17 protein-coding genes are annotated in these 18,290 nt (G+C 71.5%); 8 read left to right on the forward strand and 9 right to left on the reverse strand.

Going from position 1 to position 18,290, the window contains the following annotated elements:
• Positions 1 to 19 precede the first annotated feature (19 nt).
• Genes ACW14X_RS20870 through ACW14X_RS20880 form a run of 3 tightly spaced genes read left to right on the forward strand, consistent with a single transcriptional unit; the run spans position 20 to position 4,634 of the window.
• The gene (locus ACW14X_RS20870) at positions 20 to 2,686 is read left to right on the forward strand and encodes a LuxR C-terminal-related transcriptional regulator (RefSeq protein WP_457163155.1); all 2,667 of its coding nucleotides are present in this window, start codon (positions 20 to 22) and stop codon (positions 2,684 to 2,686) included.
• Positions 2,683 to 3,906, forward strand: coding sequence for a benzoate/H(+) symporter BenE family transporter (locus ACW14X_RS20875; RefSeq protein ID WP_457163156.1), 1,224 nt, complete (start codon positions 2,683 to 2,685; stop codon positions 3,904 to 3,906). The genes ACW14X_RS20870 and ACW14X_RS20875 overlap by 4 nt, the downstream gene beginning before the upstream one ends.
• On the forward strand, positions 3,903 to 4,634 hold the full coding sequence (locus ACW14X_RS20880; RefSeq protein WP_457163157.1) for an alpha/beta hydrolase family protein: 732 nt from the start codon (positions 3,903 to 3,905) through the stop codon (positions 4,632 to 4,634). Before ACW14X_RS20875 ends, ACW14X_RS20880 begins: the two co-directional genes overlap by 4 nt.
• On the opposite strand, the gene chrA is transcribed toward ACW14X_RS20880, so the two are convergent.
• Both chrA and ACW14X_RS20890 read right to left on the reverse strand, forming a co-directional pair.
• On the reverse strand, positions 4,621 to 5,985 hold the full coding sequence (gene chrA / locus ACW14X_RS20885) for a chromate efflux transporter (protein WP_457163158.1): 1,365 nt from the start codon (positions 5,983 to 5,985) through the stop codon (positions 4,621 to 4,623). The genes ACW14X_RS20880 and chrA overlap by 14 nt on opposite strands.
• A gap of 37 nt (positions 5,986 to 6,022) precedes the next feature.
• Complete coding sequence (locus tag ACW14X_RS20890) at positions 6,023 to 6,736, reverse strand: aquaporin (RefSeq protein ID WP_457163159.1); 714 nt, start codon at positions 6,734 to 6,736, stop codon at positions 6,023 to 6,025.
• A gap of 46 nt (positions 6,737 to 6,782) precedes the next feature.
• Here ACW14X_RS20890 and ACW14X_RS20895 point away from each other — a divergent pair, with 46 nt between their 5' ends.
• Together ACW14X_RS20895 and ACW14X_RS20900 are read left to right on the forward strand one after the other, a co-directional pair.
• Complete coding sequence (locus ACW14X_RS20895; protein ID WP_457163160.1) at positions 6,783 to 7,454, forward strand: arsenate reductase/protein-tyrosine-phosphatase family protein; 672 nt, start codon at positions 6,783 to 6,785, stop codon at positions 7,452 to 7,454.
• A gap of 45 nt (positions 7,455 to 7,499) precedes the next feature.
• Complete coding sequence (locus tag ACW14X_RS20900) at positions 7,500 to 7,949, forward strand: arsenate reductase ArsC (RefSeq protein ID WP_350717252.1); 450 nt, start codon at positions 7,500 to 7,502, stop codon at positions 7,947 to 7,949.
• Here the strand turns inward: ACW14X_RS20900 and ACW14X_RS20905 are convergent.
• Positions 7,936 to 9,258, reverse strand: a complete 1,323-nt coding sequence (locus ACW14X_RS20905; RefSeq protein WP_457163161.1) for an NAD(P)-binding domain-containing protein — start codon at positions 9,256 to 9,258, stop codon at positions 7,936 to 7,938. The two genes, ACW14X_RS20900 and ACW14X_RS20905, sit on opposite strands and share 14 nt — an antisense overlap.
• 89 nt (positions 9,259 to 9,347) lie before the next feature.
• Between ACW14X_RS20905 and ACW14X_RS20910 the strand changes: the two genes are divergently transcribed.
• Positions 9,348 to 9,695, forward strand: a complete 348-nt coding sequence (locus tag ACW14X_RS20910) for an ArsR/SmtB family transcription factor (protein WP_457163162.1) — start codon at positions 9,348 to 9,350, stop codon at positions 9,693 to 9,695.
• A gap of 9 nt (positions 9,696 to 9,704) precedes the next feature.
• Here ACW14X_RS20910 and ACW14X_RS20915 read toward each other — a convergent pair whose 3' ends face one another.
• Positions 9,705 to 10,163 (reverse strand): MarR family winged helix-turn-helix transcriptional regulator, encoded by a 459-nt coding sequence (locus tag ACW14X_RS20915; RefSeq protein ID WP_160027561.1) that lies wholly within the window; start codon positions 10,161 to 10,163, stop codon positions 9,705 to 9,707.
• Positions 10,164 to 10,220: 57 nt separating this feature from the next.
• On the opposite strand from ACW14X_RS20915, the gene ACW14X_RS20920 reads away from it, so the two are divergent.
• Positions 10,221 to 10,556 (forward strand): hypothetical protein, encoded by a 336-nt coding sequence (locus tag ACW14X_RS20920; protein ID WP_350842976.1) that lies wholly within the window; start codon positions 10,221 to 10,223, stop codon positions 10,554 to 10,556.
• Positions 10,557 to 10,609: 53 nt separating this feature from the next.
• Here the strand turns inward: ACW14X_RS20920 and ACW14X_RS20925 are convergent, their stop codons facing one another.
• Together ACW14X_RS20925 and ACW14X_RS20930 are read right to left on the reverse strand one after the other, a co-directional pair.
• Complete coding sequence (locus tag ACW14X_RS20925; RefSeq protein WP_160027565.1) at positions 10,610 to 12,193, reverse strand: 4-hydroxyphenylacetate 3-hydroxylase family protein; 1,584 nt, start codon at positions 12,191 to 12,193, stop codon at positions 10,610 to 10,612.
• A 35-nt stretch (positions 12,194 to 12,228) separates the two neighbouring features.
• Complete coding sequence (locus tag ACW14X_RS20930; RefSeq protein WP_160027567.1) at positions 12,229 to 12,804, reverse strand: flavin reductase family protein; 576 nt, start codon at positions 12,802 to 12,804, stop codon at positions 12,229 to 12,231.
• Between the two features lie 190 nt (positions 12,805 to 12,994).
• Here ACW14X_RS20930 and ACW14X_RS20935 point away from each other — a divergent pair, with 190 nt between their 5' ends.
• On the forward strand, positions 12,995 to 13,936 hold the full coding sequence (locus ACW14X_RS20935) for an AraC family transcriptional regulator (protein WP_350842973.1): 942 nt from the start codon (positions 12,995 to 12,997) through the stop codon (positions 13,934 to 13,936).
• A gap of 55 nt (positions 13,937 to 13,991) precedes the next feature.
• Here ACW14X_RS20935 and ACW14X_RS20940 read toward each other — a convergent pair whose 3' ends face one another.
• The 3 genes from ACW14X_RS20940 to ACW14X_RS20950 all read right to left on the reverse strand — a co-directional run bounded on the left by ACW14X_RS20940 (position 13,992) and on the right by ACW14X_RS20950 (position 18,274).
• A complete protein-coding gene (locus ACW14X_RS20940) occupies positions 13,992 to 14,903 on the reverse strand; it encodes a LysR family transcriptional regulator (protein WP_457163163.1) in 912 nt (303 codons plus the stop codon).
• Positions 14,904 to 15,079: 176 nt separating this feature from the next.
• The gene (locus ACW14X_RS20945; RefSeq protein WP_457163164.1) at positions 15,080 to 15,898 is read right to left on the reverse strand and encodes a YceI family protein; all 819 of its coding nucleotides are present in this window, start codon (positions 15,896 to 15,898) and stop codon (positions 15,080 to 15,082) included.
• Between the two features lie 6 nt (positions 15,899 to 15,904).
• Positions 15,905 to 18,274 (reverse strand): MFS transporter, encoded by a 2,370-nt coding sequence (locus ACW14X_RS20950; protein ID WP_457163165.1) that lies wholly within the window; start codon positions 18,272 to 18,274, stop codon positions 15,905 to 15,907.
• Positions 18,275 to 18,290: the final 16 nt, after the last annotated feature.

The raw sequence follows: 18,290 nt of genomic DNA on the forward strand, positions 1-18,290 counted from the left end.
GGGGGCCTAGGGTGTGACCGTGCTCATAGAACGAGCTGGGTGTGTCGGTCGCGAGGACGAGCTCGTCGAGCTCACCTCGCGGCTGGCCCGCACCCGCACATCCGGCTCCGCCGCCGTACTCGTCCTCGGCGACCCGGGGCTGGGGAAGACCGCGCTGCTCCGCGGCCTGGCGGACCGGGTCGCGACGCCGGCGCTGAGGGCCCGCGCCGGCGCGTGGGAGCAGGACTCGCCCGGGGCGGTGCTGCGCCAGCTGCTCGGGGAGGAGCCACCGGCCGAGCCGGTCGCCGCGGCGGATGCCCTGGTCACGCAGGCCCTGGCCGGGTGTGCCGACCAGCCCGGACTGATCCTGGTCGACGACGCGGACCTCGCCGACACGCTCTCGCTGCAGGCGATCGCCTCCGCGCTGCGCCGGCACCGCGAGGCACCGGTGCTCGTGGGCCTCTCAGCCACCCGCAGCACCGCGTTCCTCGGCGAGATCGCCGCCGAGACCGTACGCATCGAGGGGCTGGACGCGGCCGCGGTCGGCGAGCTCGCCTCGCTGCGCGGACGGGTCCTGCACCCGTCGATGGCCGAGGTCCTCACCCGCCACACGGCGGGCAGCCCGCGCGACGCGGTCGCGCTGCTCGACGAGCTCCCACCGACCCGCTGGGCACGGCCCGACACCCAGCTGCCCGCCCCGGTCCACGTCCGCGACGAGGTCCAGCTCGCCCTCGCCGGGTGCGGCGCCGACGGACGTGCGCTCGCCGAGGCCTTCGCGATCCTGGGAGAGGACGCGTCGCTGGGCCAGGCAGCGGCCCTCGCCGGCCTCGAGGACCCGCTCTCCGCGGTCGACGCCCTGGCCTCGGCAGGGCTGGTGGAGACGACCCGCGACCACCGCCCCCGCTGGCGTACGCCATTGGTCGGCGTCGCCGTGCTGGCGACGATGGGCGCTCGCCGTGCCGCCGACGCGCACCAGCGCGCCGCCGCGATCGTCGACGACGAGGTCCGCCGGGCCCGTCACCTCGTCGCTGCCACTCCGCTGCCCGATGCCGAGCTCGCCGACGAGGTCGCCCGGCTCGCCCAGCGGCGCGGGGACGAGGGCGCCTGGGCCGAGGCCGCGGCCCTCTACCGTGACTCCAGCCGGCTCACCGAGGACCCGGTGCGGCGCGACGACCGGCTGATCCACTCCGTCGACGCGCTGGTCGCGGCGGGTGACGGCATGGGCGCCGCGGCGCTGGTCCCGATCGTGGAGAGTCTGCGCGAGACGCCGCTGCGCGATGCGGTGCTCGCCTACCTCGCGATCCTGCGCGGCCGCGCCACCGAGGCCGAGGTGCGGCTCAAGCGCGCCTGGGACATCGTCAACGCCGACCGGGAGCCGGAGACGGCCGCGCTGATCGCCACCCGGCACGTGCTGCACTCGCTGGCGCTGTGTCGCGGCGACGAGCTGGTCACCTGGGCCGACCGGGCGATCTCGCTGGCGGGCCGGGACTCGGCGGCGGGGGTCGAGGCGGCGGCGATCCGCGGGCTCGGCCTGGCGATGGCCGGCCGGTTCGAAGACGCGCACGAGGCGTACGCCCTGGCCGCGCGCCGTGTCGGGCACAGCGCCCAGACCCAGCGGGTCACCATGGGTCGTGGCTGGCTCGACGTACTCTCCGACGAGCCCGACGAGGCCCGCAGTCGCCTCGAGGGCGTCACCGATCCGCGGGTCCTCGGCGGCTCGACCCGGATCTCGATGTGGGCCCTCGCCTGGCTGGCACGGGTGCAGTTCCTGACCGGTGAGGGCGAGGCGGCCCTGCAGACGGTCGCGGCCGGGCGGGCCCTGGCCGCCGAGTCGGGCATCGCTCTGGTCACCCCGCTGCTGGAGTGGACGGCCACCGAGACCCATCTGCTGCGCGGCAGCTGGGAGGAGGCGGCCCGCACCGCCCGCGCCGCCGAGATCGGGGCGCAGGGCTACGAGATCATGCGCGTCCCCGCGCTGCTCGCCCGCGCCCACATCGCCGAGGCCCGCAGCGACTTCCGCGCGGTCCTCCGCATCCTCGAGCCGCTCACCCATGCCCCGACCGGAAGCGCGCTGACCGAGCCGGCCATCTGGCCCTGGGCCGAGACGTACGCCGCCGCGCTGATCGCGGAGGGCCGCTTGGACGAGGCGGATGAGTTCCTCCGCCCGCACGAGGCCCGCGCCCAGGAGGAGCAGCACCGCTCCGCCCAGGCCAGGCTGGCCACCGCCCGGGGCCGCTGGCACGGCGCGCGTGGCGACCTCGCCGGGGTCCGGGACACGTTCGACCGCGCGCTCGGTCTGCTCGACGGGCTGCCGCTGCGCTACGAGCGCGCCCGGGTCACCTTCGCCTACGGCCAGGCGCTGCGCCGTGCCGGCCGCCGTCGCGACGCCGAGGCGCTGCTCTCCTCCGCGCGCGATCTGTGGGACGGGATCGGCGCGGTGACGTACGTCGACGCCGCCCAGCGCGAGCTGCGCGCCGGAGGAGTGCGGGCGCCGCGCGGTCAGCGTGGCCCGGTGGACCTGACCCCGCAGGAGGAGACCGTCGCGCAGATGGTCGCCTCGGGGCTCTCCAACCGCGAGGTGGCCGCGCAGCTCTTCGTCTCGCCCAAGACCGTGCAGTACCACCTGACCCGCATCTACGCGAAGCTCGGCGTCCGCAGCCGGACCGAGCTCGCGGCGATGGCGGCCGAGCCGACGGAGGAGCCATGAGCACCGAGCTCGACGTCCGCGAGCCCCGGGCCGGTCTGCGGCGCGACCTGGGCCGTCACGAGCTGGTCAACGGCTTCATCGGCTTCCTCTTCTCCTGCACCGGCCCGGTCGCGGTCATCCTGGCCGTCGGCCAGGGCGCCGGACTCTCCGCCGCGGTGGTCGCCTCCTGGGTGAGCGCGGTCTTCTGCCTCAACGGGGTGCTGACGATCATCGCCTCCCGCTGGAGTCGGCAGCCGCTGGTCTACTTCTGGACGATCCCCGGCACCGTGGTCGTCGGCCAGGCGATGGCCGCCGGCACCACCTGGCCGGAGACGGTCGGCGGCTTCATCATGGCGGCGGTGCTCCTGGTCGCGCTGGGCCTGACCCGGCAGGTCGACCGGGTCATGCACCTGCTGCCGATGCCGATAGTGATGGCGATGGTGGCCGGTGTCTTCCTCCGCTTCGGCACCGATCTGGTCCTCGCCGTCGACCGCGACCTGGCGATCGCCGGGCCGATGGTGGTCGCCTTCGTCGCCGTCAGCGCGGTCCCACGGCTCGCCCGTTGGCTCCCGGCGGTGCTGGTCGCGCTCGCCGTCGGCGCGGTCGCGGTGAGCCTCGCCGACCGACCGGCCGTCTCGGTCTCCGGGCGATGGCTGGCCGACCCTGTCTGGACCACGCCGGTCTTCACCGGGTCCGCCTTCATCGAGCTCACCATCCCCCTGCTGATCACCGTCCTCGTCGTCCAGAACGGCCAGGGCATGGCGGTCCTGCGAGCCGCCGGCCATGACCCGCGGATGAACCAGGTGACCGGCTGGTGCGGGGTGACCTCGCTGGTCGCGGCCCCGTTCGGCGGGGTTTCCACCTGCCTGGCCGGGCCGACCAACGCGCTGGTCACGGCCTCGGGCGAGCGGCGACGGCACTATGCCGCGGCGATCTGGTGCGGCGTACTCGCGATCGGGTTCGGCCTGCTCGCCCCCGGCATGGTGCGGGTCATCACCACCATGCCCGAGGCGTACGTCGCCGTGCTCGGCGGCCTGGCCATGCTCAAGCCGCTCCAGGGGGCCTTCCAGACCGCCTTCAGCGGGCCGTACGTCACCGGCGCGCTGGTCACCTTCCTGGTGACCGTCGCCGACATCACCGTCTTCAACATCGGCTCCGCCTTCTGGGGGCTGGTGGTCGGTGTCGCGGTCAGCGTGCTGCTCGACCACGACAGCCGAAACAACAGCAGGGAGAAGTCATGACCACCACCGACACCACCTACCCCGACGCGACGATGCGCTACGGCGCCACCGCCCGTCAGGTCGCCGACGTCTTCGAGCCGGCCGAGGCGACCGACTCGCTCGTGCTGCTGCTCCACGGCGGAATGTGGCGCGACTCCGACCGGATGCGCACCTGGTCCGCCGGCCGGGCGCTGGCCGATGCTGGTCATCTGACCGCGACGGTCGAGTACCGGCACGGACCCGGCCAGTGGCGGCAGGCCTTCGAGGACGTCGAGACCGCGATCGAGTCGATCCAGCTCAGCGGCCGGGAGTGGACCATCCACAACGACGCACCTCGCCGGATCACCCTGGTCGGTCACTCCTCTGGCGGCCAGCTCGCCCTGCGGGCGGCCGCCCAGGCAGGCACCCTCGTCACCGGTGTCGTGGCCCTGGCTCCCGCCGCCGCGCTGGCCGCGATGAGCCAGGACGGACTCGGCGATGGCGCCATCGAGGAGTTCCTGGGCGGCACCCCGTCCGAGACGCCCGAGGCGTACGCCGCCGCCGACCCGATTGGCCTCGCCCCTCAGGTTCCCGTGCGGATCCTGCACGGCGCCGCCGACACCGTGATCCCGCTCGCGATCTCCGAGCGCTACGCGGCAGCACACCCCGGCGTACGTCTGGACGTGGTCGACGGCGCCGACCACGCCGCCTGGGGCGACCCGACCTCGACCGCCTGGCCGCACCTGCTCACCGCGGTCAGAGAGGTATGAGGGCCGAGGCGAGCCCGAGCAGCGCGCAGACGCCGAGGGTGCGCATCGTGCTCCACCCGCGCCAGAAGACGAGCGCGATCGCCACCGCGGTGATCGCGAACGCGACCGGATCCCACGAGGACAGGACCGGCAGGTCCAGGTCGATCGGCCCCCACGCCAGCGTGCGGGAGCGGTCGAACAGCGTGTGCAGCGCAAAGAACAGCGCGAGGTTGGCGATCACGCCGACCACCGCCGCGGTGATGCCGGTGAGCGCCGCGGTGAGGTGGTGGTTGTTCCGCAGTCGTTCGACGTAGGGGGCGCCCAGGAAGATGAACAGGAAGCAGGGGACGAAGGTCACCCAGGTCACCAGCAGCGAGGCGATGACGGCGGCCACCCAGGGGTCGAGGGAGCCCGGGTTGCGGTAGGCGCCCACGAAGGCGACGAACTGCACGACCATGATCAACGGTCCCGGTGTCGTCTCGGCGAGCGCGAGGCCGCGGACCATCTCGCCGGCCTTCAACCAGCCGAAGACGTTGACGGCCTGGTGGGCGACGTAGGCGAGAACCGCGTACGCACCTCCGAAGGTGACGACGGCGGCACCGGAGAAGAACAGGCCCTGGTCCACGAACACGCTGCCGCGGCTGAACACGACCGCCGCCACCGCCACCGGGGCGAACCACAGCACGAGGCCGAGGACGAGGATCTTCAGTCCGCGGACCTTCGAGGGGGCGTCGTGGTGCAGGGCGTCGTCTCTGATCAGTGGCTCGGGACCGTCGTCCGTGCTGCCGTGACCCTTGCTCCGGGTGAAGGCGGGGACCCGCGTGCCGGCCAGCCAACCGAGCAGCGCCGCGACGAGGATCACGACCGGGAACGGGACCTTGAAGACGGTCAGCGCGACGAACGAGGCGACCGCCATCGCCACCAGGATCGGATGGTGCAGGGCCCGTTTGCCCACGCGTTGAACCGCCTGGACCACGATCGCGATCACCGCGGGCGCAAGTCCGGCGAAGAGCCCCGTCACCAGTGCCGTGGATCCGGCGCCGACGTACAGCGCCGAGAGGGCGAGGAGCGCGACGACCCCGGGCAGCACGAACAGGACGCCGGCGATGAACCCGCCGAGCGTGCCGTTGAGCAGCCAGCCGACGTAGATGGCCAGCTGCTGGGCCTCGGGGCCGGGCAGCAGCATGCAGTAGTTGAGGGCGTGGAGGAACCGTTGCTGCCCGATCCAGCGCTTCTCGTCGACCAGCTTGTGCTGCATGACCGCGATCTGGCCGGCAGGCCCGCCGAAGGTCTGCAAGGAGATCGCGAACCACGCGCGGGTCGCCTCCCGTAGCGGGATCACGTCGTTCGTGCGAGCCTTCTCGAGCGTCATGGCGTATCCGTTCCGGTTGGGCAGGGTAGGTCGTAGCTCAGGGATGCGGGACGACGACGTCGTCGGCCTTGTCGCCGGCACCAGGGTAGAGAGCCAGGATCAGGAGTACGCCGACGACCAGGCCCACGAGCTGCGCGAGGATGAACGGAGCCACCGAGCCGGGCGCGATGCCCGCGAAGGTGTCGGAGAAGACCCGGCCGATCGTGACCGCCGGGTTGGCGAACGAAGTGGAGCTGGTGAACCAGTAGGCCGCGCCGATGTAGCCGCCGACCGCGGGTGCCGCCAGGGCGCCGCGGTCGCTGCGTACGAGAGCGAAGATGAGGGCCACCAGGCCGGCGGTGGCGACGATCTCGGCGACGAAGTGGCCGCCGGTGGCCCGTTCCTTGGTCGAGATCGCCTGGTCGACGTCGAACATCACGTTGGCCAGCAACGCGCCACCGATCGCGCCCGCGACCTGCGCCACCACGTAGGCGCCGACCTCGGCGAGCGAGAGCCCCTTGCCGGCCTTGCGCCCGAGGAACCAGTCGGCGAGCGAGACCACCGGGTTGAAGTGCGCGCCCGAGACCGGGCCGAACATCAGAATCAGCGCGGCCAGTCCGAAGACGGTCGCCATCGAGTTCTCCAGGAGCTGCAGGCCGACGTCGTCGGGGGAGAGCTGCTCGGCGGCGATGCCCGAGCCGACGACCACGGCGACGAGCAGGGCGGTGCCCAGGAATTCGGCCAGCACGCGGCGCGGGAGGGAAGAGATCACGGTCGCATTCTTGACGTTCGAGGATTACTCAGTCAATATTGAGTCAATGGAGGTTGAGAGACGGCCGGAGCTGGAACGCCGGGCGAAGATGCACGCAGCGCTCGGTGATCCGGTGCGGCTTCGGATCGTCGACAGCCTCCAGATGAGTGATGCCTCCCCCACAGAGCTCGCCGGGATGCTGAATGTCTCGTCGAACTTGTTTGCTCACCACGTGCAGACCTTGGTGAGCGCAGGCGTGGTGTCCCGTCATCATTCCGAGGGCGACGGGAGACGTACGTACCTGCACCTCGAGCAGGACGCGCTCGAGAGCTTGGGCACCGCGTCCCCCGTGGCGGTGCCCAGGCGTGTCCTGTTCGTGTGCACCGGCAACTCGGCCAGATCGCATCTGGCTGCGGCGTTGTGGCGTCAGGTCAGCACGATCCCGGCCGCCTCGGCCGGCACCCATCCCGCCGAGCAGATCAACCCGGGTGCGGTCGACGTCGCGACCCGCCATGATCTGGAGCTCCCCGTCATCGATCCCCGTCATCTCGACGACGTGCTGGACCCGGACGATCTGGTGGTCACCGTCTGCGACCGCGCCCACGAGACCCCGAAGGTCCGCGGTGAGCTGCACTGGTCGATCCCCGACCCGGTGGGCAGAGGCCCTGAGGCCTTCGACGCTGCGTACGTCGAGCTCGAGCACCGGATCCGGACGCTCGCTTCCCGTTTCGACTCCTGATTTCGACTCCTGACCCCACACCCCCACCGCAAGGAGAACCACTCGATGAACACCGACGGATCAGCGGCCGAGGCCAAGCCCGCCGTCCTCTTTCTCTGTGTCGAGAACGCCGGCCGCTCGCAGATGGCGCTCGGCTTCTTCACCCACTACGCAGGCGACCAGGCGATCGGCTGGTCTGGGGGCTCGGCTCCGGCCGCGGCGATCAACCCGGTCGCCGTCGAGGTCATGGCCGAGCTCGGGATCGACATCTCGGGGGAGTTCCCCAAGCCCTGGACCGACGAGGTCGTACGCAGCGCCGACGCCGTCATCACCATGGGCTGCGGTGACGCCTGCCCGTACTACCCGGGCAAGCGCTACGAGGACTGGAAGGTCACCGACCCGAAGGGCGGGGGCATCGAGCACGTACGCGGCATCCGCGACGAGATCGAGCAGCGGGTGCTCGGTCTCCTCGGTGAGCTCGGCGTGACCCCCGCCCGCTCCGTCACGAGAGGGTGATCGGCGCGCGGCTGATGGTGAACAGCTCCTCGCTCGGAGCCGTCGGGCCGCAGCAGCCGCCACCGCTCGTGCTCTCCGGGTCGTCGAAGACGCCGGCGCCGCCGCAGACCCCGGTGTCGGGGAGCTCGAGCTCCACCCGGGCGGCCGCGTCGTGGTCCCCGGCGAGCTCGGCGACCACGCTGCGTACCTGCTCGTAGCCGGTCATCGCCAGGAAGGTCGGCGCGCGACCGTACGACTTCATCCCGACGAGGTAGAGGTCGGGCTCGGGCTGGGCGAGGTCCTTGGCGCCGGTCGCGCTGACCGAGCCGCAGGAGTGCAGGTTGGGATCGATCTGGACCGCGATGTTGCGCGGCGCCTCCAGCGTCGGGTCGAGGTCGAGGCGCATCTCGCTGAGGAAGCCGAGGTCGGGACGGTAGCCGGTGAGCACGACGATCTGGTCGGCCTCGATGGCGCGCCCGTCCTCGGCGATGACGGTGCCGCCGTCCACCCGCTCCGTGCGGAACCCGGTCACCAGCTCGACCGAGCCGTCCTGGACCGCCTTTCTCGCGCGTACGCCGAGGGCGCCCCGCTCCGGGAGCTCGTCGGCCTCGCCGCCACCGAAGGTGTTCGTCGAGACCGCGCGGCGGATCGCCCAGGTGATCCTCGTTCCCGGGTGGTCCTCGGCGATGGCGGTGAGCTCGTTGACGGCGTTGAACGCGGAGTCACCCGCGCCGATCACGACCGTGTGCCGGCCGGCGTACGCCTCGGAGTGAGCGCGGTCCGGTACGGCGTAGCCGAGCGCGCCGGCGGCGTGCGCCGCACGCTCCCCGAGTGCCGGGAGCCCGTCGGCCCCGGCCGGGTTGGGCCGGCGCCAGGTGCCGGAGGCGTCGATGACGGCCCGCGCCTCGATGCGTTCCTCGGTGCCGTCCGCACCGGTCACGTGCAGGACGAACGGCTGCTCGGCACGGTCGGCGTCGACCAGGCGGTCACGGCCCCTGCGGGAGACGCCGGTGACCGTGGCGCCGTAGCGGACGTGGTCGCCGAGCGCCTCGGCCAGCGGGGCGAGGTAGCGCTCGCGCCACTGCGCACCGGTCGGGTATCCCTGAGCGGGTGCGGTCCAGCCGGTCGGCTCCAGGAGCCGGGCGGCGGCCTTGTCGACGAGCTCCGGCCAGGCCGAGAAGAGACGTACGTGGCCCCACTCGGCGACGGCTGCCGCAGGCTCGCTCCCTTGCTCGAGCACGAGCGGGGTGAGGCCGCGCTCGAGGAGATGGGCAGCGGCCGCGAGGCCCTGTGGGCCGGCGCCGATGACGGCAACGGGAAGGTCGGTCATGATGCTCCTCAGATTCAAGAACGTCGATATGACGGCGACCTTAGGTGACGTATCGACGTTCGTCAATATCATTCGGTAGACTCGTCCTCATGACCGTTCTTCCCGTGCTTCCCTCCGCCGCCGTCGCGTGCTGCTCGCCGGTGACCGCAGGCGTTCTCGACGACGACCAGGCCGAGGTGCTGGCGCGGATGTTCAAGGCGCTCGGTGACCCCAACCGGGTCAAGCTGCTCTCGATCATCGCGGCCGCCGAGGACAACGAGGCCTGCGTCTGCGACCTCACCGAGCCGGTCGGGCTGTCCCAGCCGACGGTCTCCCATCACATGAAGCTGCTGGTCGAGGCCGGGCTCGTCACCCGCGAGCAGCGCGGCCGGTGGGCCTACTTCTCCATCGTCCCCGGCATCCTGGACTCGCTCGCGGGCGCGCTGGCGTCCCGCTAGGCGCCCGGCTCAGCGGGTCGCTGCGGCGATGACCTCCAGCAGTCGGCGATGGAGCTCCATCAGCTCGTCGACGCTCATGTCGAGACGCTCGACGATCGCGGGCGGGATCTTCTCGGCGTCGTCCCGCAGTGCGCGCCCGCGATCGGTCAGGACGACGGCGAGCGAGCGCTCGTCGAGCTTGTTGCGCTCGCGCCGGATGTAGCCCTGCGCCTCGAGGCGCTTGAGCAGCGGGGAGAGCGTGCCCGGGTCGAGCTGGACCTTCCGGCCCAGCTCGGAGACGCGGAGCGGCTCCTCCTCCCAGAGGGCCAGCATGACCAGATACTGCGGGTGGGTCAGCCCCATGGGCTCGAGCAGGGGCCGGTAGAGGCCGATGACGCTGCGGGCGGCGACGGCCAGGCCGAAGCAGACCTGCTGATCGAGGGCGAGCGGGTTCTCGATCCCCGAGAGGGGGTCCTTCTGCGTCGGCATGTGAGTTAGCGTACCAATAGTTGGTGCACAAACAGTTCGCCTGGTAAGTATGGGACCGTGAACGATCAACCGCGACGACCACGCCACCTGATGGACCCGGACAACCCGATCCGGCCCGTCAACGACAAGTCGCTCACTCACGTTAAGCAGTGGGTGGCGTCCGTGCTCGTCGTGTTCACCGTCGCCCACCTGGCGGTCGGGCTGGTCATCGGTGCCGTCGCGATCGACCCGGTCTACCAGAGCTCGCGGATCGGGCTGTGCATCATCGCCGCGGCCTTCGGGGTGCTGGGCCTGGCCGGCGGGTTCCTCATCCACCGGCGCAGCCCGTTCACGCCCTGGCTGGTCCTCGGTGTCCTGCCGGCCGCTGTCGGGCTCTGGTACATCCTGCGCTGAGCCCGGATGCCGAGTCGGCGCGTTCTGACGCGCCGACTCGGCGGGGCTCCTCGTCAGAACAGGTCCGGCACGGTCCAGCCGTCGAGGTCGTACTCGGCCAGGAACTCGTCGGCGAGCCCCTTCATCGCGTCCGCCCCGCCGCGGTTCTGGGCGGCGAAGAGGAGCTCGGCCTTCACGTTCTCGTGGTTGCCGGAGTAGTTGCGCTCGTAGAGCTCGTGGCGGCCGCCGAACTCGGAGCCGATCGAGTCCCACAGGGCCTTCATGACCTTGACCCGGTCGACGGCGGTGATGCCGTTGGAGCCGCGGACGTACTTGTCCAGGTACGGCCGCACCTCGGGGCTCTTGAAGTCGGCGGCGCCGGAGGGCAGGTAGATCAGCCCGGAGGCGACGTCCTGCTCGATGATCTCCTTGACCCGCGGATAGCCGTGGATCATGAACATCCGGTACGTCAGGCCGTACTCCAGTTTCGGGATGACCGCGTCGCCGACCCACGGCTCGGGGTCACGGGCCATCGACTCGGTCAGCGACCAGAACAGGTTGCGCCAGCCGATCACCTCACCCACCCGGGTCTGTACGCCGCGGAAGCCGCCCGAGCCGGTGGCGTCGAGCGCCTTCATCAGCAGGCCGGCGATGAAGTCGAGCTTGACGGCCAGGCGGGTGCAGCCCTGGAAGGTGAACCGCGGCAGGAACCCCGACTGCGGGAAGAACGCGTTGATCCGGTCGACGTCGCCGTACATGAAGACGTTCTCCCAGGGCACGAGCACCTTGTCGAAGATGAAGATGGTGTCGTTCTCGTCCATCCGGCTCGACAGCGGGTAGTCAAAGGGCTCGCCGTTCTTGGCGGCCTGCTCGGTGTAGGAGGATCGGCAGATCAGCTTGATGCCGGGGGCGTCCATCGGGACGGTGCAGATCAGCGCGAACTGCTTCTTGCGGATCGGCAGGCCGTAGTGGGCGATGAAGTTGTAGTTGGTGATCGCCGAGCCCGTCGCGACGACCTTGGCTCCGGAGACGATCAGGCCGGCGTCGGTCTCCTTCTCGACCTTCATGTAGACGTCGCCGACCTCGTCCGGCGGGAGCTGGCGGTCGACCGGCGGGTTGATGATCGCGTGGTTCCAGTAGAGGACCTTCTCCTGGGACTCGCGGTACCAGCGCTCGGCGTTGTCCTGGAATGGGGCGTACAGCTCCTTGTTGGCGTGCAGGGTGCCGAGGAAGCTGGCCTTGTAGTCGGGGGAGCGGCCCATCCAGCCGTACGTCATCCGGGCCCAGCGTGCGATCGCGTCGCGCTCCTTGAGCAGGTCGGCCGAGGACGTCGGGGTCTTGAAGAACGGCATCGTGATGCCGCCGTTGCCGGTGTCGGTCGGCACGGTGAGCTCGTCGACGTGCGGGCCGGTGTGCAGCGCGTCGTAGAGGCGCGCGGTCATCCGCACCGGGTTGCGGAAGGCCGGGTGGGTGGTGACGTCCTCGACCCGCTCGCCGTGCAGGTAGATCTCGCGGCCGTCGCGCAGGCTCTCGATGTACTCGTCGCCGGTCATCGGCCGGGAGGCGAAGTTGGTCTGCTGGTTGGCGGGCGAGCCGGCGGCCGGGTTGACGGTCGGCGGTCCGTCGGGCTGGGTCTCCGGGGCGAGGGTGTCGGTCATGGGTTCTCTCCTTGGTCTGGCTTTCAGGGTTGGGATCAGTAGTGGGTGGATCGCGGGATCGCGGGGACATCGAGGGCGGTGAACGACGTGGTCGCGTCGAACCAGCCGGTGCTCGGGTCGTCCTGGCAGCCGAGCCAGACGACCTCGGAGGACGGGTTGCCGATGTGGTGGAAGGCGCTGTCGTGGAAGAGCAGCGGCTTGCGGTCGGTGGTGATCACCTCGACGACCTCTCCGAGGAACAGCAGGTGGTCCCCGCCGTCGTCGGTACGCCACGGGCGGCACACCAGCGTCGCGGCCGTCCCGCCCAGCCGCGGCGCGGTCGCGCCCTCGCGCCAGGGGAGCGGGTCGCTGCCCGGACGCCCGGCGAAGTGCATGGCGACATCGCTCTGGTCGTCGGCGAGGACGTTGACCGCGAAGGCCTCGCCCTCGAGATAGGCGGCCGCCTTGGACGTACGCGTCAGGGCGACCTGCACGAGCGGCGGGTCCAGCGAGATCGGGGTGAAGGCCGTGACCGTGGCGCCGTGGTGGGCGCCGTCCGGGGTGCGGCAGGTGATCACGGTGACGCCGGTCGCGAAGCGGCCGAAGGTCGACCGCAGGGTGCGTGGGTCCATGGAGCTCCTCCTTCGTCGGGGCCGCAGATGTGTGGCGGCGGTCACGTCGGAGGACGACGCTAGATCCGGATCACGAGGGCGGCGATCCGCTGGGCGAACGGGCTGTCCGGATTGCGCACCGGGTTTCCGGACGCTCTCGGCGACGGCCGGATGCGCTGTTAATGTGAAGGACGTCACTAGGGGGTGGCAGATGAGCACCGGCACTCTCACCGCATCATCCGGGTCGTCCGGCGACATGGAGAGCTTCTCCGACGAGGTCGCCCGGGCGTACTTCCCGCATGCCCTGACCATGCGCGGCCGGCCCGCGTGCCCGGCTGAGCTGCGTGCGGTCGACCTCGGCCCCGTCCGGCTGACCCGGATCGGCTGGGGTGCGGAGGTGTCGGTGGAGTCGGACCATCCCGGCGCCTGGGCGGTCAACGTCCCGCGCAGCGGTGTGCTCGAGGCCAACGTCGGTGGCGCCCATGTGCTCTCGCTCGACGGCCAGGCGACGGTGTGCCCTCCCGACCGGCCGACCAAGATGACGCGCTGGTCTGCCGACTGCTCGATCGTCGGGATGCGGGTCGACCGTGACTACCTGGTCGAGGAGGTCGCGGCCCTGGTCGGCCTGCACACCGACCGGTTGCCCGCTCAGCTCGACCTGCGTGCCCATGGCGCCCGCGCCTGGATCGGCCTGCTCGGCTCGCTCGGCACCGAGGCGATGCGCAACCCGGCGCTGGTGGGCGACGAGAGGGTGCGTCGCCGGCTGGCCGGGACGCTGACCGCCGCCTTCGTCGCCGCCTGCTTCCCCGAGGAGCCGGCCGTCGGCTCCGTCCGGCCCCGGATCGTCTCCCGCGTCGTCGAGGCCATGGAGGCCGACCCGGCGCGCGAATGGGCCGTCTCCGATCTCGCCCGCGAGGCCGACGTCGGCATCCGCCGGCTCCAGCAGGGCTTCCAGCGCTACCTCGGCCGCACCCCGACCCAGAAGCTGCAGGAGATCCGCCTCGAACGAGTCCACGCCGACCTCCTCGCCAGCCGCGGCGACACGGTCGCCGAGGTCGCCTACCGGTGGGGCTTCACCCACCTCGGCCGCTTCGCCGCCGCCTACCGGCAGGCCTACGGCGTGCCGCCTTCGCAGACACTGCGCTGCCGCTGACCCTCTCCGTGCCGAGTCGGCTCGTTCTGACCGAGATCCGTGCCGAGTCGGCTCGTCATGACGCGCCGACTCGGGGCTCGTCGGTGCTGAGGCCGGCCAGGATGTTCAGTGCGCGGGTGATCAGCGGACTCTCGTCGCCGGCGCGGGTCGCGGCGACGAGCTCGACGCCGGGGGTGCCGGTGAGGGGGACGTACACGACTCCCGGGACGGCGAGAGCCGCAGTGGGCTCGGGGACGATGGCGACACCGAGACCGGCGGCCACGAAGGTGACCAGGGTGGAGGTCTCGGCGACCTCGTGGGCGATGTGGCTGCGGATCCCGGCGGAGTCGAAGAGCTCCTGGATCATCGCGTTCATCGCCGAACGGCCGCCGCCGGCGTGGATGACCAGGCCTTCGCCGTCGAGGTCGGCGATGCGTACGCGGCGACGGCCGGCGAACCGGTGGTCCCTCGGCATCGCCACCAGCAGGTTCTCCTGGCGCAGGTGGGTGATCGAGAGGCTCCCGGAGTTGCCCGTGGGCAGGGGGCGGAGCAGGCCGAGGTCGAGGGTGCCGTCGGCGAGCGCCCCGGCCTGGTCCGGCGAGAGCATCTCGCCCCGGAACCCGAACTCGACCTCGGGCAGCTCGGCGCGCAGGGTGCGCGCCAGCGCCGGGAGCAGCGAGTACGTCGCCGACCCGACGCACCCGATCAGCAGTCGGCCGCGCCGCCCTGAGGCGATGCTGGCGGCCTCGTGGGCGGCTGCGTCCACGGCGCCGAGGATCTCCCGCGCCCGTTCCAGGTACGCAGCACCGGCCGGGGTCAGGTCGACCCGCCGCGTCGTCCTGGTGAGCAGGGTCAGCCCGAGCTCGGCCTCGAGCTGACGGATCTGCTGCGACAGCGGCGGCTGCGCCATGTGGAGCCGCTCCGCCGCCCGGCCGAAGTGACGCTCCTCGGCGACCGCGACGAAGTAGCGAAGGTGGCGCAGCTCCATGCACTCATACTCGCAGAGTCTCAGTCGATCGGCAGTGATATGCCTTGCCGAGACGTCACGTACGTCGGCCGAAGCGTCGCCCACGTCGGCCGAGTCGTCACGGCGCTGCCTACTCGGCCGACGTACCTGACGTCTCGGCCGACGTAGCCGACGCCTCGGCTGTCGTGGGCCTCGGCTCAGGCCGGCAGCGTGTCGCCCTGTACGGCCTGGATGTCCAGCTCCACCTTGAGGGTCGTGCCGATGGCGGCGATGCCGGCGGCGACGGCCTGGTTGTAGTTCATCGCGAAGTCGTCACGGCGCAGCTGAGCGGTGGCGCGGAAGGCGGCCCGGGTGCCGCCCCAGGCGTCCGGGCTGGTGCCGAGGTAGGCGACATCGAGGTCGACGGAGCGGGTCTGCCCGTGCATCGAGAGCTCCCCATGGACGGTCCAGCGGTCCGATCCGGCCGGGGTGAGGCCGGTGGAGCGGTAGACGACCTCGGGGTACGCCTCGACGTCGAGGAAGTCGCCGCTGCGAAGGTGGTCGTCGCGCATCCGGTTGCCGGTGTCGATCGAGGCGGCACGGATGACCGCCTCGACGCGTGACTTCTCCAGATGGTCCGGGGCGATCTCGACGACCCCGGCGAAGTCGGTGAACCGGCCGCGCACGCTGGAGATGCCCAGGTGCTGCGCGACCGCGCCGACGGTGGAGTGGGCGGGGTCGATCGTCCACGGCCCGGGAGCGGGGAGGGAGGTGTCTCCCTGGCGGGTCAGGGTGACGGTGCCGAGCGCGGCCGTCCCCGAGGCCGTGACGATCGCGGTCGCCGCGGCGGGGGACCAGCCGATCGCGGTGACGATCGCGACGTACGGCCCGGGGGCGAGGACGGTGTCGTCGGCGACGACACCGTCCTCGTCGGCCTCGGCGCGCAGCACCTGACCGCCGGCCGTGTCGGTGAGGGTGACGACCGCGTGCGCCACGGCCCAGCCGTCGCGGGTGCGGATCTGTGCGGTCAGTGCCATCGCGGATCAGTCCTCGGGGTGGGAGAGGACGATCTCGTGGCCGTCCACACCGTGGCCGGTGAGGCTCACGGCGCCGGCCGCCGGCGGGTAGCTGGTGGCCAGGACCGTGTAGTCCCCGCTGTCGAGATCGGCGAAGGCGTACGCCCCGTCCGGGCCGGTCGTCGCGGTCCCGGCCACGTTGCCGGCCGCGTCGACCAGTGTCACCCGGGCGTCGGCGAGCGGCCCGAAGGCCGCCTTGACGACACCGGTCAGGCGAGCCCCGGTGACCATCTCCACCTCGATCCGGGTCACGCCGGTGGCGCCGATCTCGATCGGCACCGCGCGCGGCCGGTAGCCCTCGGCGTTGACCGCGACCGTCGCCGGTCCCGGGACCAGCTCGTCGATGAAGAAGGTGCCGTCCGCGACGGTGGTGCCGGTGGAGAGCAGGTCGCCGCGTACATCGGTCACGATCACCATCGCGTCCTTGATCGGCGCCCCGTCCTCGCCGCCACGCACGATGCCCTTCAGGCCCGTGGTGCCGCTGAGCAGGAGGTCGTACGCCACCGGCTCACCGCCCACGACGACCGTGGACGCCTGGGGCTGGAAGCCGTCGGCGGAGGCGATCAGGACGTACGTCCCCGACCCGGGCGCGTCCACTGCGTAGGAGCCGTCGGCGTGGGCGACCGAGCGGCCGAGCTGACGCCCGGACAGCGAGATCAGCGTGACCGCGGCGTGCGGGACCGGGACCTTCCCGGAGCCGCGGACGAAGCCGTGCAGCGCGATCCCGTTGGCGACCGGCGCAAGAGCGGCGGCCTGCTGCTCGGTCACCCCGGCGACGGCCTCGGCGACCGCTGCGGGCCGGTCGACCTCGGCAGCCTCCGCGGCGGCTTGGGCGATCCCGCCCTTGGTCTTCAGCGGAACCTCCTTGATGAACACCACGAACAGCAGCGCGACGACGGCTGCCCCCGCGGCGACCAGGAAGATGTCGGCGATGCCGTGCCCGTACGCACTCTCCAGCACCGAGCGCAGCGGCTCGGGGACCTTGTCCATGTCCGGGATCTCGCCCGAGGTGCCCTGGGCCAGCGCGGCGTAGCGCGGACCGAGGTCGGCCAGGCCGTCCTGGACGTAGTCGGCGACCCGGTGGGCCATCAGCGCGCCGAGCGCGGAGACGCCCATCGCGCCGCCGAGGCTGCGGAAGAACGTCACCATGGAGCTGGCCGCTCCGAGGTCGGCGGGTGCGACCTGGTTCTGGGTGGAGAGGACCAGGTTCTGCATCGTCATGCCGACGCCGAGGCCGAGGACCGCCATGAAGACGGCGACGTGCCAGTACTCGGTGTCGTAGCGGATCGTGCCGAGCAGGCCGAGCCCGCCGACGATGAGGACGGCCCCGACGACGAGCCAGGCCTTCCACCTCCCGGTGCGGGTGATGACCTGGCCGGAGACGGTCGAGGAGAGGAACAGTCCCGCGATCATCGGGATCGTCATCACGCCGGCCATCGTCGGCGACTCGCCGCGGGCCAGCTGGAAGTACTGGCTGAAGAAGATCGTGCCGGCGAACATCGCCACACCGACGAAGAGCGAGGCCAGCGAGGAGAGCGTGATCGTGCGGTTGGCGAAGAGCCGCAGCGGGATGATCGGCTCCTTGGCCCGAGACTCGACGAGGACGAAGATCAGCAGGAGCAGCACGGAGCCGCCGACCATGGCCGCGGTCTCCCAGGAGGCCCAGTCGTACTTGTCACCGGCGAAGGTCACCCAGACGAGCAACAGGCAGACGCCGGCGGCCATGAAGAAGGCGCCGGCCCAGTCGACCTTGACGCCGTCGCGCTTGATGACGGGCAGGTGCAGCGTCTTCTGCAGCACGATGAAGGCGATGACCGCGAACGGGATGCCGACGTAGAAGCACCAGCGCCAGCCGAGCGAGTCGGCGTCGGTGATGACCCCGCCGATCAGCGGGCCGCCGACGGTGGCGACCGCGAAGACGGCGCCGAGGTAGCCCGAGTAGCGGCCACGCTCGCGCGGGGAGATCATCGCGGCCATGATGACCTGGGCGAGGGCGGTCAGACCGCCCATGCCGATGCCCTGGACCGCTCGGGCGGCGATGAGCTCACCCGGGTTCTGGGCGAGGCCGGCGACGGCCGAGGCCGCCACGAACAGGACCAGCGCGATCTGCATGAGCAGCTTCTTGCTGAACAGGTCGGACATCTTGCCCCACAGCGGGGTGGTGGCCGTCATGGTCAGCAAGGATGCGGTGACCACCCAGGTGTAGGCCGACTGCCCGCCGCCGATGTCGGCGATGATCTCGGGCAGGGCGTTGGAGACGATCGTGGAGGAGATCATCGCCACGAACATGCCGAGCAGCAGACCCGAGAGCGCCTCCATGATCTCGCGGTGAGACATCTCACCGTGCGAGGTG

It is taken from the genome of Nocardioides sp. YJ-D4, from assembly GCF_054031495.1.